Here is a 25,245-nt window from a genome sequence, read left to right on the forward strand (position 1 = left end):
CGTTCTGGCCTGTAACACCAGCGCCGGGCCGTACACTGGGGCGGTACCTTCCGCAAACCCTGTTGGCAGACTGCTCCGCATGGCGACCGAAACCATCCCCACCACCACCACCCACGACGCCCACCTGCGCGACGCGCAGGAGCTGGCGCAAGCCCACGGCGTCGATCCCGATACCGGCCTGCACGCCGATGAGGCCACGCGCCGCGCCGCGCAGCATGGCGCCAACGAGCTGCAGGACCACGCCCGCCGGGGGCCGCTGGCGCTGCTGATCGAGCAGTTCAAGGACTTCATGGTGCTGGTGCTGCTCGGCGCGGCGGTGGTGTCGGGTCTGGTCGGGGAAGCGACCGACACCGTGGTCATTCTGGTGATCGTGGTGCTCAACGCGCTCATCGGCTTTGTGCAGGCCTGGCGCGCCGACCAGGCCATGGCGGCACTGCGCCAACTGGCAGCGGCGCACGCCACCGTGCTGCGCGGCGGCGAGGTGCAGGTGGTGCCCGCCAGCGCGCTGGTGCCGGGCGACATCGTGCTGCTGGAGGCCGGCAACCAGATCCCGGCCGACCTGCGCCTGATCGAGATCGCGCAGCTCCAGGTGGACGAATCGGCCCTCACGGGCGAATCCGTCACCGTGGCCAAACAGACCGGCACCCTGGCCGCACAGGACGCGAGCGCCCTGGGCGACCGGGTGAACATGGCCTTCAAGGGCACCACCGCCACCCATGGCCGCGCGCGCGGCCTGGTGGTGGCCATCGGAATGCACACCGAACTGGGCAAGGTAGCCCGGCTGCTGGGCGGTGAAGAACGCAGCACGCCATTGCAACTGCGCCTGGCGGCGTTCGGCAAGCGGCTGGCGCTGGCCGTGCTGGGCATCTGCGCCATCGTTTTCGTGGTGGGCGTGCTGCGCGGCGAGGCGCCGCTGCTCATGGCGCTCACGGCCATCAGCCTGGCCGTAGCGGCCATTCCCGAGGCGCTGCCCGCCGTGGTCACGGTGCTGCTGGCGCTGGGCGCGCGCCGCATGGTGGCCGTCAACGCGCTGGTGCGGCGCCTGCCGTCGGTGGAAACGCTGGGCTCGGTCACCACCATCTGCTCGGACAAGACCGGCACGCTCACGCAGAACCGCATGCACGCCGAGCTGTTGCTGGCCCAGGGTCAGCGCTGGACACCGGGCGACGCCCTGCCCGGCCCGGTGCACCGCGAAGCCCTGCGCGCGGCCGCGCTGTGCAACGACGCCACCGGCCACACCGAGAGCGATGGCGACGGCGCAGCCACCGTCTGGCTCGGCGACCCCACCGAAACCGCCTTGGTGCTGGCCGCGCACGCCGGCGGGCTGGACAAGGCCGCGCTCGACGCCGCCAGTCCGCGCGTGCAGGAGCAGCCCTTCGATTCAGACCGCAAGCGCATGACCACCTTCCACCGCGTGGCGGGTGGCTTTGTGGCCTATACCAAGGGCGCGCCCGAGTCTGTGCTGCCGCGCTGCGCCGCACAGTGGACGCCCGAGGGCCGCGCTGCACTCGACACCACCGCGCTGCTGGCCCAGGCCCACCAGCTCGCCGCCCAGGGCCTGCGCGTGCTGGCCCTGGCGCGGCGCGGCCATGCCCGCCTGCCCGACACCAATGCCCTCGAAGCGGTGGAGAGCGAGCTCGAACTGCTGGGCCTGATCGCCCTCATCGACCCGCCCCGGCCCGAGGCCGTGGCCGCCGTGCGCGACTGCATCAGCGCGGGCATCACGCCCGTGATGATCACCGGCGACCACCCCGCCACAGCGCGCGCCATCGCGCACCGGCTGGGCATCGTGGACTGTGCCGACGCCCCCGTGCTCACGGGCACCGACCTGGCCACACTGGACGACGCCGCGCTGCGCGAGCGCGTGGAGCAGGTGCGGGTGTATGCGCGCGTCGATCCGGCGCAGAAGATCCGCATCGTGCAGGCCCTGCAGGCACGCGGCCACTTTGTCGCCATGACTGGTGACGGCGTGAACGATGCCCCCGCGCTCAAGCGCGCCGACATCGGCGTGGCCATGGGCAAGGGCGGCACCGACGTGGCACGCGAGGCCAGCAGCCTGGTGCTGCTGGACGACAACTTCGCCACCATCGTGGCGGCTGTCAAGGAAGGCCGGCGCATCTACGACAACATCCGCAAGTTCGTGCGCTACACCATGACCAGCAACTCGGGCGAGATCTGGACCATCTTCCTCGCGCCGTTGTTGCTGCTGCCCATTCCGCTGCTGCCCATCCACATCCTGTGGGTCAACCTCGTCACCGATGGCCTGCCCGGCCTGGCGCTGGCGGCCGAACCGGCCGAGCGCGGCATCATGCAGCGCCCGCCGCGCGCGCCCACCGAAAGCATGTTTGCGGGCGGCATGTGGCAGCACATCCTGGGGATTGGCCTGCTCATCGGCGGGCTGTGCCTGGCCGTGCAAGCGTGGGCGCTGTCCACGGGCAACGCGCACTGGCAGACCATGGTGTTCACCGTGCTCACCCTGGCCCAAATGGCACATGTGGTGGGCATTCGCTCCGAGGTTGATCCCGTCTGGCGCCTGGGGCGCAACCGCCCGCTGTGGGGTGCGGTGCTGCTGACCTTTGCACTGCAAATGGCCACCATCTACGTGCCCGCCCTCAACCCCATCTTCAAGACCGAGCCGCTGGACCTGCCCGACCTGGCCGTGTGCCTGGGCGCAGCGCTGATCGTGTACGTGGCGGTGGAACTGGAGAAAGCCTGGCGCCGCAGCAAGGCCGCCGCGCTGGCGATGGACGATCCTGTGCGCTGAAGGTGCACAATGCGCCGTGCGGGCCCCGCAGTGGCGCGGGGCCTTGGCGCACTTTCCATCGACAGAGGGACATCCATCCATGCAATTCGAAACCCTGGCCGTCCACGGCGGCTACACGCCCGAGCCCACCACGCATTCCGTCGCCGTGCCGCTCTACCAGACAGTGGCCTACTCGTTCGACAGCGCCCAGCACGGCGCCGACCTGTTCGACCTGAAGGTGCCGGGCAACATCTACACCCGCATCATGAACCCCACCACCGACGTGCTGGAAAAGCGCGTCGCGGCACTGGAGGGCGGCATCGGCGCGCTGGCCATGGCCTCGGGCATGGCAGCCATCACGGCGGCCATCCAGACCATCGCCGAAACCGGTGACAACATCATCTCGGCCAGCACGCTCTACGGCGGCACCTACAACCTGTTCGCCCACACCTTCCCGCAGCAGGGCATCGAGGTGCGCTTCGCCGACCCGGCCGACCCGGCCAGCTTTGCCAAGCTGATCGACGCGCGCACCAAGGCCGTGTACTGCGAATCCATCGGCAACCCGCTGGGCAACGTGACCGACATTGCCGCGCTGGCCCAGGTGGCGCACGACCACGGCGTGCCGCTGATCGTGGACAACACCGTGCCCAGCCCCTACCTGTGCCGCCCCATCGAGCACGGCGCCGACATCGTGGTACACGCGCTCACCAAGTACATGAACGGCCACGGCAACAGCATCGGCGGCATCATCGTGGACAGCGGCAAGTTCCCCTGGGCCCAGCACAAGGAGCGCTTCAAGCGCCTGAACGAGCCCGACGTGAGCTACCACGGCGTGGTCTATACCGAGGCCCTGGGCCCGGCCGCCTACATCGCCCGCGCGCGCGTGGTGCCGCTGCGCAACATGGGTGCGGCGCTCTCGCCGTTCAACGCCTGGCTCACGCTGCAGGGCATCGAGACCCTGCCGCTGCGCATGGACCGCATCTGCGACAACTCCCTGGCCTTGGCCCAGTTCCTGCAGGCCCACCCCAAGGTGGAGTGGGTGCGCTACGCCGGCTTGCCCGACCATGCCGACCACGCCGTGGTGCAGCGCCAGATGGGTGGCCGCGCTTCGGGCATCCTGTCCTTCGGCCTCAAGAGCAGCGATGCCGACCCGCGCGCCGCCGGCGCGCGCTTCCTCGACGCATTGCAGCTGTTCACCCGTTTGGTGAACATCGGCGATGCCAAGTCCCTGGCCACGCACCCGGCGTCCACCACGCACCGCCAGCTCAACCCCGAAGAACTGGCCAAGGCCGGTGTGAGCGAAAACATGGTACGCCTGTCGGTGGGCATCGAGCACCTGCAAGACCTGCAGGCCGACCTGGCCCAGGCGCTGGACAAGGTCTGAGCCTTGCCCTGCCACCCGGGCCTGCACAGGCCCGGGTGATTTTGGGTGTTTTTGGCCCCCAGCGCCCATGCATCAAGCGCAAGCAGCTATTTTTTTGATAGCTTATTCGACGGTACGCCCCAGCGCTCGGGCGTATTCATAAGCCCCTGGCAGGTCAAGGTTGGGGCAGCGCTGCAAGAATGCGGCGCATCAACCGCGCCCTTCCTCCTGCCGATACCCCATGGACTCCATCAGCCAGGCTGCCCTGGGCAGCGCCGTCGTTCTTGCCACCCTGGGGCGGCGCACGGCCGCCTGGAAGGCCGCACTGTGGGGCGCGGCGGCGGGCACGCTGCCGGACCTGGACGCCTTCATCGACCATGGCGAACCACTGCTCAACATGGTGCGCCACCGGGCCGAGAGCCATTCCCTCTTTTTCCTGGCGCTGGCCAGCGCGCCGCTGGGCTGGTTGGTGGCCCGCCTGCAGGGCGAGCGGCAACTGTGGCACCGCTGGTGGCTGGCGCTGGCCCTGGCGCTGCTGACACACCCCCTGCTGGATGTGCTGACCGTCTATGGCACGCAGTTGCTGCAGCCGTTCACGGACCACCCCTACGGCGTGGGCAGCATGTTCATCATCGACCCGCTCTACACCCTGCCCCTGCTGGTGGGCGTGGTGGCGGCGCTGCGCCACCCGCAGGGCCTGCGCTGGAACCAGGCCGGGCTGGTACTGAGCACGGCCTACCTGGGCTGGAGCCTGCTGGCGCAGCAGCATGTGCGCGGCGTATTGGAAGAGGCTCTGCGTGCCCAGGGCCTGCCCGCCAACCAGGTGCTTGTCACGCCCGCCCCGTTTTCCACCGTGCTGTGGCGCGCCGTGGCCATGGGCCCGGAGCACTACCATGAGGCCTACTATTCGCTGCTCGACGGCGGCGCCCCAGTGCAGTGGACGCAGCATCCCCGTGGCAGCGCCCTGCGCGCCGCCCATACCGCCCACCCGCACGTGCAGCGGCTGGAACGCTTCAGCCACGGCTTCATGCGTGTGCAGGCCAGCCCTGAGGGGCGGCTGCAGATCACCGATCTGCGCATGGGGTTGGAGCCCTGCTATAGCTTCCACTTTGACGTGGGGCCGGCCATCCCCGCCGAGGGCGCGGCAGCAGTGGAAGGCGACCTGCCAACCCAGCAATGGCAGCGCCCCGACCTGCGCACCGGCCTGGCCTGGTGGTGGCAGCGCCTGTCCGATCCGTCTGCGGGCCCTCTGTCGCGCGTGCCGGGGGTGTCGTCCTGCGGGCGCTGAAGCACGGGGCCGGGCAAGGTCCAACCACCAGGGCTGCCGCTCTTGCCATGCCCCCCACTTGCGCAAAAAAAAGACCGGCGCACGCGGCGCCGGCCGTCAAATTACCTTAGAGAGTATGAGAGACGCTACGGACTGGCTCAGAAGCGCCAGCCCAGACCTACGCCCACGAGCACAGGATCGACCTTGAAGCTACCCAGCTTGGCACCGTTGGCGGTGACATCGGTCTTGATGAAAACCTTCTTGATGTCGAAGTTCAGGTACAGGTTCTTCTGCAGCGGAATGTCCACACCGACCTGCAGCGCGGCACCGAAGCTGTTGCGGTCGATATCCACGCCGGCAGGCGCCTTCACGCTGGAAAAGCGCGTGTAGTTCAGGCCCGCGCCCACATAGGGCTTGATGCCGGAGGTGTTGAAGTGGTACTGCAGCAGCAGCGTGGGCGGCAGGTGCTTGAGTGAGCCAATCGCCGCGCCGCCTGCACGCAGTGTGTGCTTTTGCGGCACGGTAAGGATCAGTTCGGCCGCCACGTTGGGCGTAAAGAAATAGGAGACATCCACTTCCGGGATGGTCTTGTTGTTGACCGTCAGGCCCAGGGGGGTGCTGTCCTTGTTGGCGCTGTCCAGATGCACGGCACGGGCACGGACCATCCAGGGGCCTTCCGACTGCTGCGCCAGCGCAGCACCAGAAGTCAGAGCACAGAGAACGGCCACAGCCAGCAGGTTCTTTTTCATGGTGATTTCAATCAGGTTTCACGGGGACGACCCCCGTGAACGCATTAGGCCTACTTTGAAAGTGGTCTTTTTTGCTCTGCATCAACCGTCCGTATTAACCCTAATTTCAGTGGTTGATTCATATCAACCACTTTTCTATTATGGTTATTGAGCGCCGTTTGCCCGCCGCCGATGGGCCCATTTCCGCCGCCCGTGTCATCTCGGTTACAGCCCCCACGACCAGGTCTCTTGAATTTTAAGACGACCGGTCATATTATTCATCCATGGCCCGCACTGCTGACAAAACCGACATCCCCCTGCGCCTCACCCAGGCAGGCCGCGACCTGTTCTCGCGCCAGGGCTACAACGCTACGGGCATACAGCAGATCACCGACCACGCGGGCGTGCCCAAGGGTTCGTTCTACAACCACTTCGAAAGCAAGGAAGTGTTTGCCGTGGCCATCATTGAGCAGTACGCCGAGCACCTGCAGCGCTCCTGGGAGGCCATGATGGCCGCCGCGCCCGCCCAGCCCATGGCCGCCATCCGCTACGTGTTCGCCGAAATGATGGCCTACCACGAACGCAAGGAGCTGCAGGCCGGCTGCCTGGTGGGCAACTTCGCCGCCGAGATGGCCCTGGCCAGCGACGCCTGCCGCCAGGGCCTGCTGCAGGCGCAACTGGCCTGGCGCGAGCGCCTGGCCGGCATGATCGAACGCGCCCAGGCGGCAGGCGAGGTCCGTGCCGACCTGCCCGCCCCCGTGCTCTCGGCCCTGGCCTGGGACACCTGGGAAGGCGCCCTGCTGCGCATGAAGCTCGAAAAATCCACCACGCCGCTGCGCGACAGCATGGCCCTGGTGCTCGACCACCTGTTCCAGCCCGCCGCACCCGCGACGGGCATTCCCCCCACCACCAAGGAGTAAGCCCCCATGGGTATCCCCGCAGAAACCTTCGCCACCGACGCTCTGTTCCAGCCCCTCAAGCTGGGCCGCATCGAAGTCGCCAACCGCATGGCCATGGCGCCACTCACGCGCAGCCGCGCCAACGACGCACTGGAACCCACCGACATGGTGGTCGAGTACTACCGCCAGCGTGCCAGCGTGGGCCTGATCATTGCCGAGGCCACGCAGATCTCTGCCACCGCCCAGGGCTACACCCACACCCCCGGCATCCACACGCCCGCGCAGATCGCCGCCTGGAAGCAGGTGACCGACGCCGTGCACGCCAAGGGCGGCAAGATCTTCGTGCAGCTCTGGCACACCGGCCGCATGTCGCACAACGCCTTCCAGCCCAACCAGCAGGCGCCCGTGGCCCCCTCGGCCATCGCCGCCAAGGCCAAGACCTACATCGTCGGCCAGGGTTATGTGGACTGCGCCGTGCCGCGCGCGCTGGAAACCGCCGAAATCGCCGGTGTGGTGAACGACTTCCGCCAGGCCGCCGCCAATGCCATCCAGGCAGGTTTTGACGGCGTGGAAATCCACGGCGCCCACGGCTACCTGATCGACGCCTTCCTGCGCGACGGCTCCAACCACCGCACCGACCAGTACGGCGGCAGCATCGAGAACCGCGCCCGCTTCCTGCTCGAAGTGATGGCCGCCGTCACGCAGGAGATCGGCGCCGACCGCGTAGGCATCCGCCTCTCGCCCGTTTCGCCCGTCAACGACTCGTCGGAAAGCAACCCGCAGCCGCTGTTCGAGCACGTGGTGCGCGAGTTGGAAAAGCTCCACCCGGTGTACATCCACGTCGTCGAAGGCCACACCGGCGGCCCGCGCGACAACGCCCCGTTCGACTACGAGGCCCTGCGCCGCCTGTATTCGGGCATCTGGATGGTCAACAACGGCTACACCAAGGAAATGGCCGTCGAGGCGCTCACCAGCGGCCGCGCCGACATGGTGTCGTTTGGCCGCGCCATGATCACTACGCCCGACCTGCCGCGGCGCTTGCGCGACAACCTGCCGCTGAACGAGCCCTTTGCCGACGCCCCCGTGTACGGCGGCACCGGCCCGCACGGCTACACCGACTACCCTGCCCTGCCCTGACCCGGTGGCCGACTGCGCGGCGCTGTCTCAGCGCTTGCGCAGTTTCTGAAGCAGGGTGACGGCGCCCAGCACCAGGGAGCCCGCCACGATGCCGGCCACGCCATTGAGCCCGTTGGTGGTCAGCGCCTGCCACAGGCCGCCCAGCGCGCCCTGCGCCACGGCGGCGCCCGCGCCCTCGATGGCGTGGTGCAGCGGCGCGATGCCGTGCACCAGGATGCCGCCGCCCACCAGGAACATGGCGGCCGTGCCCGCCACCGAGAGGAATTTCATCAGCCAGGGCGCCGCCGCCAGCAGCCCTCGGCCCAGGGCCTGCGCGGCGCTGCCGGTCTTCTGGCTGAGCCACAGGCCCAGGTCGTCGAGCTTGACGATGCCGCCCACCAGGCCATAGACGCCCACCGTCATGAGGGCGGCAATGCCCACCAGCACCGCCACCTGCTGCAGGAAGGGCGCGGACGCGACCGTGCCCAGCGCGATGACGATGATTTCCGCCGAGAGGATGAAGTCGGTACGCACCGCGCCCTGGATCTTGTCCTTCTCGAACGCCACCAGGTCCACCGCCGGGTTGGCGTTGGCCTGCACATGGCTCTCGTGCTCGGCCGCCTCCTCGGCTTCGCTGTGCAGGAACTTGTGCGCCAGTTTCTCCACACCCTCGAAGCACAGGAAGGCGCCGCCGAGCATCAGCAAGGGCGTGATGAGCACGGGCACGAACGCACTGATGGCCAGCGCCGCCGGCACCAGAATGGCCTTGTTCACCATCGACCCCTTGGCCACGGCCCAGACCACGGGCAGTTCGCGGTCGGCCCGCACGCCCGTGACTTGCTGCGCGTTGAGCGCCAGGTCGTCGCCCAGCACCCCCGCCGTCTTCTGCGTGGCCACCTTGGTCATGGCCGCCACATCGTCGGCCACGGCGGCGCTCTTCTTGGCGGCCACCTTGGTCATCACGGCCACGTCGTCGAGGATGGTGGCGATGTCGTCAAGCAAGGCTAGCAAACTGGCTCCGGCCATGGGCGGTACTCCGGGAAGGGTGAAAAGCGCAGATTATGAACAAAAATAGCTTCCAACGCTTGTGCATCAAGCGCTGGAAGCTATGGTTTTTGCAGTGGAATAAACCTAGAAAAGCTCAACCCACCCACTTGCGCGCATTGCGCCACAGCCGCATCCAGGGGCTGAAGGCGCTGGGGCCGCCTGCGGCAGCGTGGTCCATCCAGCTCATCTGGATATTGCGGAACACGCGCTCGGGGTGCGGCATCATGGCCGTGAAGCGGCCGTCCGCGGTGGTCACTGCCGTCAGGCCGCCGGGGCTGCCGTTGGGGTTGAACGGGTACTGCTCGGTGGGCGCGCCCGCGTGGTCCACGAAGCGCATGGCAGCGATGGCCTTGTCGGCGTTTCCACGGCATTTGAAGTTGGCAAAGCCCTCACCGTGCGCCACGGCGATGGGCAGGCGGCTGCCCGCCATGCCTTGCAGGAACAGGCTGGGCGATTCCAGCACTTCCACCAGCGACAGGCGGGCCTCGAAGCGCTCGCTCTGGTTGGTGGTGAAGCGCGGCCAGTCCTGCGCGCCGGGGATGATGTCGGCCAGTTCGGCGAACATCTGGCAGCCGTTGCACACGCCCAGGCCAAAGGTGTCCTGGCGCGCGAAGAAGCCCTGGAACTGCTCGGCCAGCACCTTGTTGAAGGTGATGGAACGCGCCCAGCCGATGCCCGCGCCCAGCGTGTCGCCGTAGCTGAAGCCGCCGCAGGCCACGACGCCCTTGAAATCCTCCAGACGTGCGCGCCCGCTCTGCAGATCGGTCATGTGCACGTCGTGCGCCTCGAAGCCCGCTTCGGTGAAGGCATAGGCCATCTCCACATGCGAGTTCACGCCCTGCTCGCGCAGCACGGCCACCTTGGGCCTGGAGAGGTTCAGGAATGGCGCGGCCACGTCCTGGGCCGGGTCGAACGTCAGGTGCACATGCAGGCCCGGGTCGGCGGGGGCGCCCGCAGCGGCGTGCTCGGCGTCGGCGCAGGCAGGGTTGTCGCGGCGCTGGCAGATCTGCCAGCTCACGCTGTCCCAGACCTGGTGCAGGTCTTCGAGCTTGGCACTGAAGATGGCCTTGGCATCGCGCCAGACCTGCAGCTCGCCCTTGCCCGCGGCGATGGGGCTGGCTGCGGGCCGCGTCTTGCCGACGAAATGGCTGCAGGCCGAGAGGCCGTGCGTGCGCAGCGTCTGCATGACGTCGTTGCGCTCGCTCGTGCGCACCTGCAGCACCACGCCCAGCTCTTCGTTGAACAGCGCCTTGAGCGTGAGTTCTTCGCGCCGCGCGCTGACCTGACCGGCCCAGTTCTTGGCGTCGCCCGCGTCCATGCGGCTGTCGTTGATGCCGTCGCCCTCGGTGACGAGCATGTCCACATTCAGCGCCACGCCCACGTGGCCGGCAAAGGCCATCTCGGCCACGGCGGCGAGCAGGCCGCCGTCACTGCGGTCGTGGTAGGCCAGGATCTGGCCCTTGGCGCGCAGCGCGTTCACGGCGTTCACCAGATTCACCAGATCCTTGGCATCATCGAGGTCGGGCACGGTGTCGCCCGCCTGGTTCAGCACCTGGCCCAGGATGCTGCCGCCCATGCGGCACTGGCCCTTGCCCAGGTCGATGAGCACCAGCGTGGTGTCTTCCTCGGTGGCGTCGAGCTGCGGCGTGAGCGTACCGCGAACATCCTGCAACGTGGCGAAGCTGCTCACGATCAGGCTGACGGGCGAGACCACCTTCTTCTGCGCGTCGCCATCCTTCCACTGCGTGCGCATGGAGAGCGAATCCTTGCCCACGGGGATGCTCACGCCCAGTTGCGGGCACAGCTCCAGGCCCACGGCCTTGACGGTGGCATACAGGTCGGCGTCTTCGCCCGGTTCGCCGCAGGCGGCCATCCAGTTGGCGCTGAGCTTGACGCGCGGCAGCTCGATGGGCGCCGCCAGCAGGTTGGTAATGCTTTCCGCCACCGCCATGCGGCCCGAGGCGGGGGCGTTGAGGGCGGCCAGCGGCGTGCGCTCGCCCATGGCCATGGCCTCGCCGGCAAAGCCCTTGTAATCGGCCAGCGTCACGGCGCAGTCGGCCACAGGCAGCTGCCAGGGGCCGACCATCTGGTCACGGTGCGTGAGACCGCCCACGGTGCGGTCGCCGATGGTGATGAGGAAGCGCTTGGACGCCACGGTGGGGTGGCTCAACACGTCGATCACGGCCTTCTGCAGCGGCACGCCGGTCAAGTCGATGGGCGTGAACTGGCGCTGCACGGTTTGCACATCGCGGTGCATCTTGGGCGGCTTGCCCAGCAGCACGGACATGGGCATGTCCACGGGGAGCTTCTGGTCGGCCGCCTGCGCGGCGGTGTCTTCCAGCACGAGCTGGCGCTCTTCGGTAGCGGTGCCGATCACGGCGAACGGACAACGCTCGCGCTCGCAGAACGCGCGGAACTGGGCGAGCGATTCGGGCGCGATGGCCAGCACGTAGCGCTCCTGGCTTTCGTTGGACCAGATTTCCTTGGGCGCCAGGCCCGATTCTTCGAGCTGCACGGCGCGCAGGTCAAAGCGCGCACCGCGCCCGGCGTCGTTCGTCAGCTCGGGGAAGGCGTTGGACAGGCCGCCCGCGCCCACGTCGTGGATGGCCAGGATGGGGTTGTCCGTGCCCAGCGCCCAGCAGTGGTTGATGACCTCCTGCGCGCGGCGCTCGATCTCGGGGTTGCCGCGCTGCACGGAGTCGAAATCCAGCTCCGCCGCGTTCTGGCCCGTGGCCATGGAGCTGGCCGCGCCGCCGCCCATGCCGATGCGCATGCCAGGGCCGCCCAGCTGCACCAGCAGCGTGCCGGCGGGGAATTCGATCTTCTGCGTGAGCCGGGCGTCGATGCTGCCCAGCCCGCCCGCGATCATGATGGGCTTGTGGTAACCGCGCGCCACGCCCGCCACGGTCTGCTCGTACTCGCGGAAGTAGCCCGCCAGGTTGGGCCGGCCGAACTCGTTGTTGAACGCGGCGCCGCCCAGCGGCCCCTCGGTCATGATCTGCAGCGGGCTGGCGATGTGCTCGGGCTTGCCGCCGGGCTGGTCACTCAGGCCGCCCCATAGCTTGGAAACCGTGAAGCCCGTCAGGCCCGCCTTGGGCTCGGAACCGCGCCCGGTGGCGCCCTCGTCGCGGATCTCGCCGCCCGCGCCGGTGGAGGCGCCGGGGAAGGGCGAAATCGCCGTGGGGTGGTTGTGCGTTTCCACCTTCATCAGCACATGCTGCGGAACGCTCTCTTTTTGATAGCTACTGGCGCTTACCCCTTGTGCGCCAGAGGCCATTTTTGCCACAAAGCGCTCGACCTGGTGGCCTTCCATCACCGAGGCGTTGTCGGAGTACGCCACCACGGTGTGCTGCGGGCTAGTCTGGTGCGTGTGGCGGATCATGCCGAACAGGCTTTTCTCCTGCGCCACGCCGTCGATGGTGAACTGGGCGTTGAAGATCTTGTGGCGGCAGTGCTCGCTGTTGGCCTGCGCGAACATCATCAGCTCCACGTCGGTGGGGTTGCGCTTGAGCCCCTGGAAGGCGTTGACGAGGTAGTCGATCTCATCGTCGGCCAGCGCCAGGCCCCATTGGGTGTTGGCGGCCTCCAGCGCGGCGCGGCCGCCGGCCAGCACGTCCACATGCTCCATGGGCTGGGGCGGCAATTCGGAGAACAGGGCCTGCGCGTCGGCCAGGTCGAACAGCACCGACTCGGTCATGCGGTCGTGCAAGAGCGCGGCCACCTGGGCCAGTTGCTCTTGCGACAGCGTGGGGCGGCTCAGCAGGCCGTGCTGCATCTGCACGCGGTATTCCACGGCACGTTCCACACGGCGCACCTGCAGGCCGCAGTTGCGCGCAATGTCGGTGGCCTTGGAGGCCCAGGGCGACACCGTGCCCAGGCGCGGCGTGACGACGATGGCGGCGCCATCCAGCGGGCCCTGGTACGGGTCGCCGTAGGTCAGCAGCGCGGCCAGGCGCTGGTGCTGCTCGGGCGTGGGGGGGGCATCCGTGGCCACCAGGTGCACGAAGCGCGCCGCAATGGCGGCAATCTTCGGGTGGATGGCTTCGAGTGCGGGCTGGAGTTGCTGGGCGCGAAAGGGGCTGAGGGCGTTGCCGCCCGCAATCGTGGTCAGGTGCAAGGTCACTTTGACGGCCTGGGTGGGTGGTGTGGGAGAGGAGGCGCCTGCAGGCAGGCGGTTTTGCGGCGTTGCCACGGGAACCCGCGATTTTACCGGGCGGTGCGAAGGGCTTGGGGCCGACACCAGCGTATCGCACGGGCCGATGGGATAATCCTGCCGCATGAGCATCACCATCAAAGACGCCGAGGGCATCGCTGGCATGCGCAAGGCCTGCCGCCTCGCCTCGGAAGTTCTGGACTACATCGCCCCGCACATCAAGCCGGGCATCACCACCGCTGAGATCGACCGCCTGGGCGCCGAGTGCATGGCCCGCCAGGGCACGCGCTCGGCCACCATTGGCTACCAGCCGCCGGGCTACCCGGCCTACCCGGCCTCGCTGTGCACCTCGGTCAACCATGTGGTGTGCCATGGCATTCCCAACGACAAGCCGCTCAAGAAAGGCGACATCGTCAACGTGGACGTCACCGTCATCACCGACGAGGGCTGGTACGGTGACAACAGCCGCATGTACCTGATCGGCGAATGTTCCATCGCCGCCAAGCGCCTGTGCGCCATCACCTTCGAGGCCATGTGGCACGGTATCGTGCAGGTCAGGCCCGGCGCACGCCTTGGCGACATTGGCCATGCGATCCAGAAGTTCGCTGAAGGGCACGGTTTTTCCATCGTGCGCGAATTCTGCGGCCATGGCATCGGCAAGAACTTCCACGAAGAACCGCAGGTGCTGCACTACGGCCGCCCCGGCACGCTCGAAGAGCTCAAGCCCGGCATGGTGTTCACCATCGAGCCCATGATCAACGCCGGGCGCCGTGACATCAAGGAACTGGGCAATGACGGCTGGACCATCGTCACCAAGGACCACAGCCTGTCGGCCCAGTGGGAGCACACGGTGCTGGTCACGCCCACGGGCTACGAGGTGATGACGCTTTCCGAGGGCTCGCCTGCACTCCCCTCCTTCGTTACAGCCACAGCGACCTGAAATGCCCCCCCCTGAGCCGCTTCGCGTCTTCCCCCCAGGGGGACGCCCCCAGTGCGGCGGGGCGGCCCTTGCACGGGGGCTGCTGGCCCGGGCCGCGCCGGTATCAAGCTTAGGGGGCGGCATGCAACGCGGTGGAGTCCCCGAAACGAAATATGTGCATGGATATTGCTTGGTGAGGCCATGACCGAACTCCAAGCCCTGCGCGACACCTACCGCCAACACAAAGCCACCCTGCTGGCCAGCCTGCAGGCCCAGGGCGCATCGACCCGTGGCATCCATGTGCTGCTGCGCAAGTTCTCGCGACTGGCCGACGGGTTGCTCACCACCCTGTGGCAGCGCGCCGGTCTGCCGCCCGGCCTGACCCTGGCCGCCGTGGGCGGCTTTGGGCGCGAGCAGTTGTTTCCGCACTCCGACATCGATGTGCTGGTGCTGCTGCCCACCGACCTGCCCGCACCGGACACGGTGCGCGAGCAGGTGGAGGCCTTCATCCGCAGTTGCTGGGATGCCGGGCTGGAGATCGGCTCCAGCGTGCGCAGCGTGGAAGAATGCCTGAGCGAGGCCGCCAATGATGTGACGGTGCAGACCTCACTGCTCGAAGCACGGCGCATTTGCGGCGACGCCGCCCTGTTTGCACGCTTTGAGCACCAATTTGGTGCACAGCTCGACCCGCACGCCTTTCTGGTGGCCAAGACGCTGGAGATGCGCCAGCGCCACACCAAGCACGAAAACACCCCTTACGCGCTGGAGCCCAACTGCAAGGAGTCGCCCGGCGGCCTGCGCGACCTGCACCTGATCCTGTGGGTGGCCCGTGCCGCAGGCCTGGGCAAGCGCTGGGACGAGCTGGCCCACAGCGGCCTGGCCACACCGTACGAGGTGCGCCAGATCCAGCGCAACGAGGCACTGCTGTTTCTCATTCGCGCACGCCTGCACGCCATGGCCGGGCGACGCGAAGACCGGCTGGTGTTCGACCTGCAGACCGCCGTGGCCGAATCCTTTGGCTACCGCTCGCAAACCCCCGAGGGCGCGCGCTTTCCGCTGCGCGCCAGCGAGACGCTGATGCGGCGCTACTACTGGGCGGCCAAGGCGGTCACGCAACTGAGCCAGATCCTGTTGCTCAACATCGAAGAACGCCTGAACCCGCCCACGCAGTCGCCCCAGCCCATCAACGCGCGCTTTCTGGACAAGAACGGCCTGATCGAGGTGGCCAGCGACGACCTGTACCAGCGCAACCCGCACGCCATCCTTGAGACCTTTCTGCTCTACCAAAGCTCCACCGGGCTGCAGAACCTCTCGGCGCGCACGCTGCGCGCGCTCTACAACGCGCGCGGCGTGATGGACGCTGCCTTCCGGCGCGACCCGGTGAACCGCGCCGCCTTCCTGCGCATCCTGCAGCAGCCCTCGGGCATCACGCACGCCATGCGGCTGATGAACCAGACCTCGGTGCTCGGGCGCTACCTCTGGCCGTTCCGGCGCATCGTCGGGCAGATGCAGCACGACCTGTTCCACGCCTACACCGTGGACCAGCACATCCTCATGGTGCTGCGCAATGTGCGGCGCTTCTTCATTGCCGAACATGCGCACGAGTACCCGTTCTGCTCGCAGCTCGCGGGCGGCTGGGACAAGCCCTGGGTGCTGTTCGTGGCCGCGCTGTTCCACGACATCGGCAAGGGGCGCGGCGGCGACCATTCGCAGATCGGCGCCATGGAGGCGCGGCGCTTCTGCCGCCAGCACGGCGTGACGCGCGAAGACGCCAAGCTCATCGAATTCCTGGTGCGCGAGCACCTCACCATGAGCAACGTGGCGCAGAAGCAGGACCTGTCGGACCCCGACGTGATCACCGCCTTCGCCCAGCGCGTGGGCAACGAGCGCTACCTCACGGCGCTGTACCTGCTCACCGTGGCCGACATCCGGGGCACCAGCCCCAAGGTGTGGAATGCCTGGAAGGGCAAGCTGCTCGAAGACCTGTACCGCGCCACGCTGCGCGTGCTGGGCGGCCGGGCACCCGACGCACAGGCCATGATCGAAGCGCGCAAGCGCGAGGCCCTGGTGCTGCTGGCCCTGAGCGCCCTGCCCTTCGAGGCGCACAAGAAGTTGTGGGACACACTGGACGTGAGCTATTTCATGCGCCACGAGGCCGCCGACATCGCCTGGCACACGCGCCACCTGTCACGCCACGTGGGCACGCAGCAGCCTGTGGTGCGGGCGCGCCAGTCGCTGGCTGGCGAAGGCTTGCAGGTGCTGGTGTACGCACCCGACCAGAGCGATCTGTTCGCACGCATCTGCGGCTACTTTGACCGCGCGGGCTTCTCCATCCTGGATGCGCGCGTGCACACGGCCCACAACGGCTATGCGCTGGACACCTTCCAGGTCGTCAGCGCCACACTGCAGGGCCACTACCGCGAACTCACGCACATGGTGGAGAACGACCTCAGCCACGCCATCGTGCAGGGCGGACCCCTGCCCGAGCCTGGGCGCAAGCGGGTGTCACGCCGCGTCAAGAGCTTCCCCATCACCCCCCGCGTGACGCTGCGCCCCGACGAAAAGGCGCAACGCTGGCTGCTGGGCATCTCGGCCAGCGACCGCGCGGGCCTGCTCTACCTCGTGGCACGGGTGCTGGCACGGCACAACCTGAGCGTACAACTGGCCAAGGTCAGTACCCTGGGCGAGCGTGTGGAAGACACCTTCCTCATCCAGGGCGCCGAGCTGCAGAACAACCAGCGCCAGATCGAGATCGAGACCGAAGTGCTGGAGGCGCTGGCTGCTTGATGCGCAGGGACGGCGCTAGGGCCTGTTCACACTATTTTTACCAGATGCGTTGCGATCAAAAAGGGCCAGGCGCAAGATGCCAAACCCACGCCTAGATTGGCGCGGTTTGCACCGTGTTCGCACTGGTAATAATAGTGTGAACAGTCCCTAAGGCTGTACCAGCCCGTCCATGCGCACCACCTCGAAATTGCGGCCGGCCACCTGGCGCAGCTCGGACACCAGGCGGTCGTTGTTCCAGCGCTCATCCGGTGCACCACTGAGATACCAGTTCGAGCCGTTGTCCGCGACCATCATTCCGTAGGTCTTGAGGGCCGTGAGGATGGCGCGGGTTTCGCTCGAATAGCCCGCCGGAATGGCATAGCTGGCCTTCAGGCGCACGCGCATGCCCATGGGCGGCAGATCGGGGCTGGTGTTGCTCGACGCCCAGTGCGTGGCAGGCGGTACATAGGCGCGGCGCGTGCGGCTGACCGTGAAACGCAGCGCGTGGCGTATGCCACCCGGGCCCAGCGAGGCCTCGTCGTAACGCACCAGCCCCGGAAAGATGGGTAGGCCCGCCGCATCGGCGCTGGTCCAGCGCGGCTGCGCCGTCGGGCGCACGTTGTTGCTGTCGAGGTGGAACACGGCGCCACCCGATGCGCGCCAACTGCCGTCGGGCTGGGGGTAGCTGTTGCCGGTTTCGTACAAGCGGTTGTTGTCGCGGTCGATGACGATCACATGCCTGTCGCCGCTGCTGGCCGGGCCGCCCTCGATGGGCGCGTTGGGCGGAAACGGATAGGGGCCCGGGTCACTCTCCGAGGCGTAGTCGGTGAACTGCACTGCCACGCGCGCCTGCGTGCCCGCCACCACCACATAGGGAATGCCAATGGGTTGCCCCTGGTACAGCCCCGCACCAAAGTCAGGATGCAGACCCCGGTCCAGGCCGATGCTGGCAATCAGCGCGTCGGAATTCGGATCGATGGACTGGGCGCTGATGTCCGCATTCCATGCGTTGCTGGCAGGAAATGGCACGGCGCCGTTGAGCGATGCCCCCACCCCCAGCGCTGCGGCCCGCAGATCGCCATAGGTCACGCCCGCAGGCGCCACAGGCCCTGGCGGATTGGTCGGCACCGTCGGCCCCGGAGCCGCAGGCGACTGCGGCGCCGCATCCTCGCTCCCCCCTCCACAACCAGCGAGCACCGCCCCAAGGCAGAGCCATGCAAGGTATTGGGGCAGGCAGCGCCAGCGCTGAACGGTGGGGGATGCGAAAATCTGCGTCACGGTGCACTCCTGAACGAACGGGCAGTGTGCCGCAAACCAGCCCCGCTGCGTAGGTGCTGCGCGCGTGCAAATTGTGCAAAAGCGTTTCAGCACCGGAGCGCAGAACCGGTCGCCTCGCCTGGAGCAGCAGCGCTACAACAGCACGATGTCGTACTGCTCTTGCCCCATGGACGCCTCGGCCTGGAGCGAAATGGGCTTGCGGATGAAATCCGACAACCCGGCCAGGTGCGTGCTTTCCTCGTCCAGCAGCAGCTCGATCACCTGGGGCGCGGCCACCACGCGGAACTCGCGCGGGTTGAACTGGCGGGCTTCGCGCAGGATCTCGCGCAGGATATCGTAGGCCACGCTGCGCACCGTGCGCACCGCACCCCGGCCCTGGCAGCAGGGGCAGGGTTCACAGAGCATGTGGGCCAGCGATTCGCGCGTGCGCTTGCGCGTCATCTCCAGCAGGCCCAGTTGCGAGAAGCCCCCGGCCATGGTCTTGACGCGGTCACGTGCCAGGTGCTTGCGCAGTTCGGCCAGCACGGCGCTCTGGTGGTCTTCACGCGCCATGTCGATGAAGTCCACGATGATGATGCCGCCCAGGTTGCGCAGGCGCAATTGGCGGGCTATGGAGCCCGCCGCCTCCAGGTTGGTCTTGAAGATGGTGTCGTCGAAGTTGCGCGCGCCCACGTAGCCGCCGGTGTTCACGTCGATGGTGGTGAGCGCCTCGGTCTGGTCAATGATGAGGTAGCCGCCGGACTTCAGATCGACACGCCGGCCCAGCGCGCGGGTGATTTCCTCGTCGATGGCAAAGAGGTCGAAAATCGGCCGCTCGCCTTTGTAGTGCTGCAGCTTGGCCGCCGCCTGGGGCATGAATTCCTGGCCAAAGGCACGCAGGCGATGGAACTGCTCCATCGAGTCGATGCGTATGCTCTGCGTGTGCTCTCCGACCAGATCGCGCAGCACGCGCTGCAGCAGGTCCAGGTCCTGGTGCAGCAGCGAGCCTGCACTCTGGCGCAGCGCCGCCTCCTTGGTGCGCGCCCAGGTCTTGCGCAGGTAGGCAATGTCTTCGGCCAGTTCGGCGTCGGTGGCGTCTTCACCGTTGGTGCGCAGGATGAATCCACCCACACCGCCGGTGGATTTGTCACCCACCAGCGCCTGCAGCCGCTCGCGCAGGGCCTCCCGGTCGGCCAGGGGGATTTTTTGCGAGACGCCCACATGGTCGTCCTGCGGCAGGAACACCAGCAGCCGCCCGGCGATGCTGATCTGCGTGGACAGGCGTGCACCCTTGCTGCCGATGGGGTCCTTGATGACCTGCACCATGAGCGGCTGGCCCTCGAACACCTGCTTTTCGATCGGCACGGGCGGATCGTTGCGGCGCGCAAACAGGGGCGGCTCACCCCCCTCCTGGCGTTGCCAGACATCGGCCACATGCAGGAAGGCGGCGCGCTCCAGGCCGATGTCGATGAAGGCCGACTGCATGCCCGGCAGCACGCGCGAGACCTTGCCCAGATAGACGTTGCCCACCAGGCCGCGCTCCAGCGTGCGCTCGATGTGCAGTTCCTGCACGGCGCCGTGCTCCACCACAGCCACGCGGGTTTCCTGGGGCGACCAGTTGATGAGGATGTCTTGTTGCATGGTGGTGGGTTCAGAAACGCAGGCCCGCCTGGCGCAGGAGTTGCGCCGTTTCATACAGCGGCAGGCCCATGATGCCTGAATAACTGCCGCTGATGTGGGCAATGAATGCGGCTGCCGGGCCCTGGATGCCGTAGGCGCCCGCCTTGCCCAGGGGTTCGCCCGTGGCCACGTAGGCGTCGATCTGTACGGAGTCCAGTTCAGCAAAGCGGACATGCGATACCGACAGTGCCGCAAAGCGCTGCGCCCCCGCCTGCACCGCCAGCGCCGTGAGCACGCGGTGCTCCTGGCCCGAAAGCTGGGCCAGCATGTGCCGGGCGTCGTCAGCGTCCAGCGGCTTGCCGAAGATGCGATCGTTCAAGGCCACGGTGGTGTCCGAGCACAGGATGGGCGCCGTCGGCAGCCCCCGGCGCGCCAGGCGTTGCACGGCGGCGTCCAGCTTGAGGGCGGTGACCCGCTCCACATAGGCGGCGGGCGGTTCACCGGGCAGCACGAGCTCCAGGGCCTCGGTGTCCTCTGCCACATCGCCAGGCGCGTTGGGCACCAGCAGGCGGTGGTGCACACCGATCTGTTCCAACAACTGGCTGCGCCGGGGACTTTGCGAGGCGAGGTAGATGAAATCAGGCATGGGCCGATTCTAGATGAAATATGCCTCCAGCGCCCGTCCGACAAGCGCCGATAGCTATGATTTTTATAGCACACAAGGCCTGTGCGCCGGTGCTATTCGCGGTGGTACGGGTGTCCTGCGTTGACGGACCAGGCGCGGTAGAGCTGCTCGATCAGCAGCACGCGCACCATGGCGTGCGGCAGGGTCAGGTCGGACAGGCGGATGCGCTCGTGCGCGACCTGGCGGAACTCGGGCTCCAGGCCATCCGGGCCGCCGATGACCAGGGCCACGTCGTCGCCCTCCAGCTGCCAGCTTTGCAGCCGCGCCGCCAGGGCCTTGGTGGTGAGGGCCGTGCCACGCTCGTCCAGCACCACTGTGCGTGCACCGCGGGGAATGGCGGCTTCGATGCGCTCGCGCTCGGCCGCCATCAGCGCGGGCACCGACTTGGAGCCTCGCGTTTCGGTCTTGACGGCCTTGAGCTCCACCTTGAGCTCGGGCGGAAAGCGCTTGGCGTAGTCGTCATAGGCGGTTTGCGCCCAGTCGGGCACGCGCTGGCCCACGGCAACGATCAGCAGCCGCATGCGGGCGCTCGATCAGCGCTTGTCTGCGCTCTTGCGGGCGGGTACCTTGCGGGCCGGGGCCTTGGCAGCGGTACCCGTCTTGCCCGTGGACTTTGCAGCGGACTTGGCAGGTGCGGCGGCCTTGCGTGGCTTGACCACCAGCTTCTGCACAGGGGTGCTGTCGGCCTGCGGCTTGGCGCTGCGCGGGGCCGCTGCCTTTTTGGCGGGAGCCTTCTTGGCTGGGGCTTTGCTCGCGGGCTTGGATGCCGTGGCCTTGGCTGCCGACTTGGCGGCGACAGGCGCTGCCGATTTGGCGCTGCGCTTGGCCGGTGCCTTGGGCTCTGCCGCCAACTGGGCGGCGGCCTTCTTGGCTGCGGCTGCCGGGCTCAAGGCCTTGGCTGCGGTCTTGGTGGCAGCGGTGGTCTTGGCAGCAGCCTTCTTGGCCGGGGCTTTTTTCACCGCGACAGGCTTGGGCGCGCCGAGCTTGAGACGCACCGGCATTTCGCCCCACAGTTCTTCGAGCCGGTAGTACTGGCGGATGGTGGGCTGCATGATGTGGGCCACGGCGGCGCCACAGTCCACGATGATCCACTCACCGTTGTCCTCGCCTTCGACGCGCGGCTTGGGAAAACCGGCATCCTTGACCTTGTCGCGCACGCTGGCGGCCAGGGCCTTGGTCTGGCGGTTGGAGGTGCCCGACGCCACAATGACCCGCTCGAACAGAGGCGACAGATGCTCGGTGTTGAAGACCTGGATGTCTTGCGCCTTGACGTCTTCGAGCCCGTCCACAATGGCCCGTTGGAGTTTGACGATGTTCTTTTTGGCAGCGGATTCCGAGGTGGTGGTAGTGGTCATCAGGCGATGGTGGGTGAAGTGATGGGGGTCAATATAGCGCGCATTGGCGGGGGTCACCAGCGCAATGGCCCGCAGGTGTTGCGCATGCGCGCCGCTGGATTTTTGAGGTGTTTTTGGCCTCTGGGGCAATAGACACGAGCGCTATAAGCTACTGATTTTATAGTGATCGCCATAGAACCTGTTCACGGTCTTTTCATGGGGTACGCAAGGCAGCAAACCGCCACGATCCAGGCGCCTGCCGCAGCCCATGCTGGCAGCCTGGGCAAGGCGGGCAACAACGAGCGTGGCGGTTTGCTGCCTTGCCCGAAGGGTTGCCCCGCAACGTACCTCATGAAAAGACCGTGAACAGGTTCTCACAACCAGTCGCGCCGCACCAGAAAGCGCTGGGTCAGCTCGGCTTCGGGCGAGCCTTCGGCCGCCTCGTGGCGGTAGGCCCAGGCTGCCAGCGGCGGCATGGACAGCAGGATGGATTCGGTGCGCCCGCCCGACTGCAGGCCAAAGTGCGTGCCCCGGTCCCAGACCAGGTTGAACTCGACATAGCGGCCGCGCCGGTAGAGCTGGAAGTCGCGCTCGCGCTCGCCGTAGGGCGTGCCTTCGCGGCGTTCCACGATGGGCAGGTAGGCGCTCAGGAAGGCGTCGCCCACGGCTTGCGTCATGGCCAGGCTCTGCTCGAAGCCCAGTTCGGCGAAGTCGTCGAAGAACACACCGCCCACGCCGCGCTGCTCGTCGCGGTGCTTGAGGTAGAAGTACTCGTCGCACCACCGCTTGAAGCGCGGGTACTTGTCGTCGCCGAACGGCGCCAGCGCGTCGTGGCAGGTGCGGTGAAAGTGCACCGCATCCTCCTCGAAGCCGTAGTACGGCGTGAGGTCCATGCCGCCACCGAACCAACAGGTGGGTTCCTGGCCCGGGTGGCCAGCGGCGATCATGCGCACGTTCATGTGCACCGTGGGCACGTAGGGGTTGCGCGGGTGGAACACCAGCGAGACGCCCATGGCCTCGAACGGCGCGCCCGCCAGTTCGGGGCGGTGCTGCGTGGCCGAAGGCGGCAGCTTGGGGCCGCGCACGTGCGAAAAGCCGCAGCCCGCACGCTCGAACACGCGGCCACCCTCGATGATGCGGGTAATGCCGTCGCCCTGCAGCAGCTCGCCGGGCGCTTTCTGCCAGGGGTCGGTCACGGCGCGCGCGCCGCCCTCACCTTCCACTGCCTCCAGTGCCGCGATGATGCGCGCCTGCAGGCCCGTCAGGTAGCCGCGCACGCGGGCCACGTTGCTGTCGCTGTGAAACGGCTCGCTCATGGCGTCTTGATGGCGCGGTGACCGATGTCGCGGCGGTACTGCGCGCCGTCGAAGTGGATGCCGCGCGCCACGTCGTAGGCGCGCTGCTGGGCCAGCTTCACGCTGTCGGCCAGCGCGGTCACGCACAGCACACGGCCGCCACTGGTGTGGGGCACGCCGTCTTTCAGCTCGGTGCCGGCATGGAAGACCATGGCATCGTCCGCATCCTGCGGCAGGCCGGTGATGGCATCGCCCTTGCGCGGCGCCTCGGGGTAGCCGTGCGCGGCCATCACCACGCCCAGGGCGGTGCGGCGGTCCCATTCCAGCTCGACCTGGTCGAGCTTGCCATCAATGGCCGCACCCAGCACGTCCACCAGGTCGCTCTTGAGGCGCAGCATGATGGGCTGGGTTTCAGGGTCGCCCATGCGGCAATTGAACTCCAGCGTCTTGGGATGGCCCTGGGCGTCGATCATCAGGCCGGCGTACAGGAAGCCGGTGTAGGGGATGCCGTCCTTTTCCATGCCACGGATGGTGGGCAGGATGATCTCGCGCATGGCGCGGGCGTGCACGTCGGCCGTGACCACGGGCGCGGGCGAGTACGCGCCCATGCCGCCGGTGTTGGGGCCCTGGTCGCCGTCCTTGAGGCGCTTGTGGTCCTGGCTGGTGGCCAGGGCGCAGACGTTCTTGCCATCGCACAGCACGATGAAGCTGGCCTCCTCGCCTTCGAGGAACTGCTCGATGACCACGCGCGCGCCGCCTTCGTTGTGCGTCACGCCGTACTTGTTGTCCACCAGCATGAAGTCCACGGCGTCGTGCGCCTCCTGCAGGGTCATGGCCACCACCACGCCCTTGCCGGCCGCCAGGCCGTCGGCCTTGATGACGATGGGCGCGCCCAGGCGGTCCACGAAGGCGTGGGCCGCAGCCGGGTCGGTGAAGGTGTCGTAGTCGGCCGTGGGGATGCCGTGGCGGCGCATGAAGGCCTTGGAGAAGGCCTTGGAGCTTTCCAGTTGCGCGGCGGCCTTGGTGGGGCCGAAGATGCGCAGGCCATGGGCGCGGAACTCATCGACCACGCCCGCGGCCAGAGGCGCCTCGGGGCCCACAACCGTGAGCGCAATCTTTTCCTTCTGCGCCCACTCGCGCAGCGCGCGCACGTCGGTGATGGCGATGTTTTCGAGGTGGCTGGAGAGCGCCGTGCCGCCGTTGCCCGGCGCCACGAAGACGCGCGTGACCTTGGGCGACTGGCTGAGCTTCCAGGCGATGGCGTGTTCGCGGCCACCGCCGCCAATGACGAGTACTTTCATGGGAGGCTTTATTTACAGTGCGGCATTGTGGAAGACGTCCTGCACGTCGTCCAGGTCTTCCAGGATATCCAGGAGCTTTTGCATGCGGGCGGCGTCGTCGCCCGTCAGTTCGATGGTGACATCGGGGCGCATGGTCACGTCGGCCGCATCGGGCGTGAGACCGGCAGCCACCAGGGCGTTCTTCACGGCCTCGAACTCGGCGGGTGCGGTCAGCACCTCGATGGCGCCATCGTCATCGGTGACCACGTCGTCAGCGCCGGCTTCGAGCGCCACTTCCATGACCTTGTCTTCATTGGTGCCGGGGGCGAAGATGATCTGGCCCACGTTCTTGAACTGGAAGGCCACCGAGCCTTCTGTGCCCATGTTGCCGCCATGCTTGCTGAAGGCGTGGCGCACCTCGGCCACGGTGCGCACGCGGTTGTCGGTCATGGTGTCCACGATGATGGCGGCGCCACCGATGCCGTAGCCCTCGTAGCGGATTTCCTCGTAGCTCACGCCCTCGGCGTTGCCGGTGGCCTTGTCGATGTTGTATTTGACGCGGTCGGCCGGCATGTTGGCGGCCTTGGCCTTTTCGATCGCCAGGCGCAGGCGGGGGTTGGCCGAGGGGTCGCCGCCGCCGGTGCGCGCGGCGACGGTGATTTCACGGATGATGCGGGTCCAGATCTTGCCGCGCTTCTCGTCCTGGCGGCCCTTGCGGTGCTGAATATTCGCCCATTTGCTGTGTCCGGCCATGGGAAATCCTTTGTATTGAT

Annotated in this window: 18 protein-coding genes; 7 read left to right on the plus strand and 11 right to left on the minus strand. The window is 67.4% G+C overall.

The window, feature by feature from the left end:
• Window positions 1-79 precede the first annotated feature (79 nt).
• The 3 genes from MJ602_RS07275 to MJ602_RS07285 all read left to right on the plus strand — a co-directional run bounded on the left by MJ602_RS07275 (window position 80) and on the right by MJ602_RS07285 (window position 5,394).
• Window positions 80-2,764: a cation-translocating P-type ATPase gene (locus tag MJ602_RS07275; protein ID WP_243020169.1), complete on the plus strand. Its 2,685-nt coding sequence runs from the start codon at window positions 80-82 to the stop codon at window positions 2,762-2,764.
• A 79-nt stretch (window positions 2,765-2,843) separates the two neighbouring features.
• Entirely contained in the window at window positions 2,844-4,127 is a 1,284-nt protein-coding gene (locus MJ602_RS07280) for an O-acetylhomoserine aminocarboxypropyltransferase/cysteine synthase family protein (RefSeq protein WP_243020170.1), read from the plus strand.
• Between the two features lie 220 nt (window positions 4,128-4,347).
• Window positions 4,348-5,394 carry a metal-dependent hydrolase gene (locus MJ602_RS07285; protein WP_243020171.1) on the plus strand — a complete coding sequence of 349 codons (1,047 nt, stop codon included), beginning with the start codon at window positions 4,348-4,350 and terminating at the stop codon, window positions 5,392-5,394.
• A 137-nt stretch (window positions 5,395-5,531) separates the two neighbouring features.
• Here MJ602_RS07285 and MJ602_RS07290 read toward each other — a convergent pair whose 3' ends face one another.
• Window positions 5,532-6,122 carry an OmpW/AlkL family protein gene (locus MJ602_RS07290; protein ID WP_162016358.1) on the minus strand — a complete coding sequence of 197 codons (591 nt, stop codon included), beginning with the start codon at window positions 6,120-6,122 and terminating at the stop codon, window positions 5,532-5,534.
• A gap of 263 nt (window positions 6,123-6,385) precedes the next feature.
• Here MJ602_RS07290 and MJ602_RS07295 point away from each other — a divergent pair, with 263 nt between their 5' ends.
• Both MJ602_RS07295 and MJ602_RS07300 read left to right on the plus strand, forming a co-directional pair.
• Window positions 6,386-7,021, plus strand: coding sequence for a TetR/AcrR family transcriptional regulator (locus MJ602_RS07295; RefSeq protein ID WP_243020172.1), 636 nt, complete (start codon window positions 6,386-6,388; stop codon window positions 7,019-7,021).
• A gap of 6 nt (window positions 7,022-7,027) precedes the next feature.
• Window positions 7,028-8,137 carry an alkene reductase gene (locus tag MJ602_RS07300; protein ID WP_243020173.1) on the plus strand — a complete coding sequence of 370 codons (1,110 nt, stop codon included), beginning with the start codon at window positions 7,028-7,030 and terminating at the stop codon, window positions 8,135-8,137.
• A 27-nt stretch (window positions 8,138-8,164) separates the two neighbouring features.
• Here MJ602_RS07300 and MJ602_RS07305 read toward each other — a convergent pair whose 3' ends face one another.
• A complete protein-coding gene (locus MJ602_RS07305) occupies window positions 8,165-9,142 on the minus strand; it encodes a DUF808 domain-containing protein (protein WP_243020174.1) in 978 nt (325 codons plus the stop codon).
• A 115-nt stretch (window positions 9,143-9,257) separates the two neighbouring features.
• The gene (purL, locus tag MJ602_RS07310) at window positions 9,258-13,286 is read right to left on the minus strand and encodes a phosphoribosylformylglycinamidine synthase (protein ID WP_243020280.1); all 4,029 of its coding nucleotides are present in this window, start codon (window positions 13,284-13,286) and stop codon (window positions 9,258-9,260) included.
• Between the two features lie 154 nt (window positions 13,287-13,440).
• Here purL and map point away from each other — a divergent pair, with 154 nt between their 5' ends.
• Window positions 13,441-14,256 carry a type I methionyl aminopeptidase gene (gene map, locus MJ602_RS07315; RefSeq protein WP_162016362.1) on the plus strand — a complete coding sequence of 272 codons (816 nt, stop codon included), beginning with the start codon at window positions 13,441-13,443 and terminating at the stop codon, window positions 14,254-14,256.
• A gap of 180 nt (window positions 14,257-14,436) precedes the next feature.
• Window positions 14,437-17,022 (plus strand): [protein-PII] uridylyltransferase, encoded by a 2,586-nt coding sequence (locus tag MJ602_RS07320; protein ID WP_243020175.1) that lies wholly within the window; start codon window positions 14,437-14,439, stop codon window positions 17,020-17,022.
• Window positions 17,023-17,169: 147 nt separating this feature from the next.
• On the opposite strand, the gene MJ602_RS07325 is transcribed toward MJ602_RS07320, so the two are convergent.
• The 8 genes from MJ602_RS07325 to MJ602_RS07360 all read right to left on the minus strand — a co-directional run bounded on the left by MJ602_RS07325 (window position 17,170) and on the right by MJ602_RS07360 (window position 25,225).
• The gene (locus tag MJ602_RS07325; protein WP_243020176.1) at window positions 17,170-18,279 is read right to left on the minus strand and encodes a hypothetical protein; all 1,110 of its coding nucleotides are present in this window, start codon (window positions 18,277-18,279) and stop codon (window positions 17,170-17,172) included.
• A gap of 132 nt (window positions 18,280-18,411) precedes the next feature.
• A complete protein-coding gene (gene rng, locus MJ602_RS07330; protein WP_243020177.1) occupies window positions 18,412-19,899 on the minus strand; it encodes a ribonuclease G in 1,488 nt (495 codons plus the stop codon).
• A 10-nt stretch (window positions 19,900-19,909) separates the two neighbouring features.
• Complete coding sequence (locus tag MJ602_RS07335; protein ID WP_243020178.1) at window positions 19,910-20,524, minus strand: Maf family protein; 615 nt, start codon at window positions 20,522-20,524, stop codon at window positions 19,910-19,912.
• A 92-nt stretch (window positions 20,525-20,616) separates the two neighbouring features.
• Window positions 20,617-21,084 (minus strand): 23S rRNA (pseudouridine(1915)-N(3))-methyltransferase RlmH, encoded by a 468-nt coding sequence (gene rlmH / locus MJ602_RS07340; protein WP_162016366.1) that lies wholly within the window; start codon window positions 21,082-21,084, stop codon window positions 20,617-20,619.
• A 12-nt stretch (window positions 21,085-21,096) separates the two neighbouring features.
• Window positions 21,097-21,918, minus strand: coding sequence for a ribosome silencing factor (gene rsfS, locus MJ602_RS07345; RefSeq protein WP_243020179.1), 822 nt, complete (start codon window positions 21,916-21,918; stop codon window positions 21,097-21,099).
• 353 nt (window positions 21,919-22,271) lie between these two features.
• On the minus strand, window positions 22,272-23,213 hold the full coding sequence (gene hemF / locus MJ602_RS07350; protein WP_243020180.1) for an oxygen-dependent coproporphyrinogen oxidase: 942 nt from the start codon (window positions 23,211-23,213) through the stop codon (window positions 22,272-22,274).
• Window positions 23,210-24,493 carry a phosphoribosylamine--glycine ligase gene (purD, locus tag MJ602_RS07355; RefSeq protein WP_243020181.1) on the minus strand — a complete coding sequence of 428 codons (1,284 nt, stop codon included), beginning with the start codon at window positions 24,491-24,493 and terminating at the stop codon, window positions 23,210-23,212. The genes hemF and purD overlap by 4 nt, the downstream gene beginning before the upstream one ends.
• Window positions 24,494-24,505: 12 nt before the next feature.
• The gene (locus MJ602_RS07360) at window positions 24,506-25,225 is read right to left on the minus strand and encodes a YebC/PmpR family DNA-binding transcriptional regulator (protein WP_243020182.1); all 720 of its coding nucleotides are present in this window, start codon (window positions 25,223-25,225) and stop codon (window positions 24,506-24,508) included.
• Between the last annotated feature and the right edge of the window lie 20 nt (window positions 25,226-25,245).

Origin of the sequence: Simplicispira sedimenti (assembly GCF_022760965.1) — a bacterium.
Taxonomy (GTDB): Bacteria; Pseudomonadota; Gammaproteobacteria; order Burkholderiales; family Burkholderiaceae_C; genus Simplicispira; species Simplicispira sedimenti.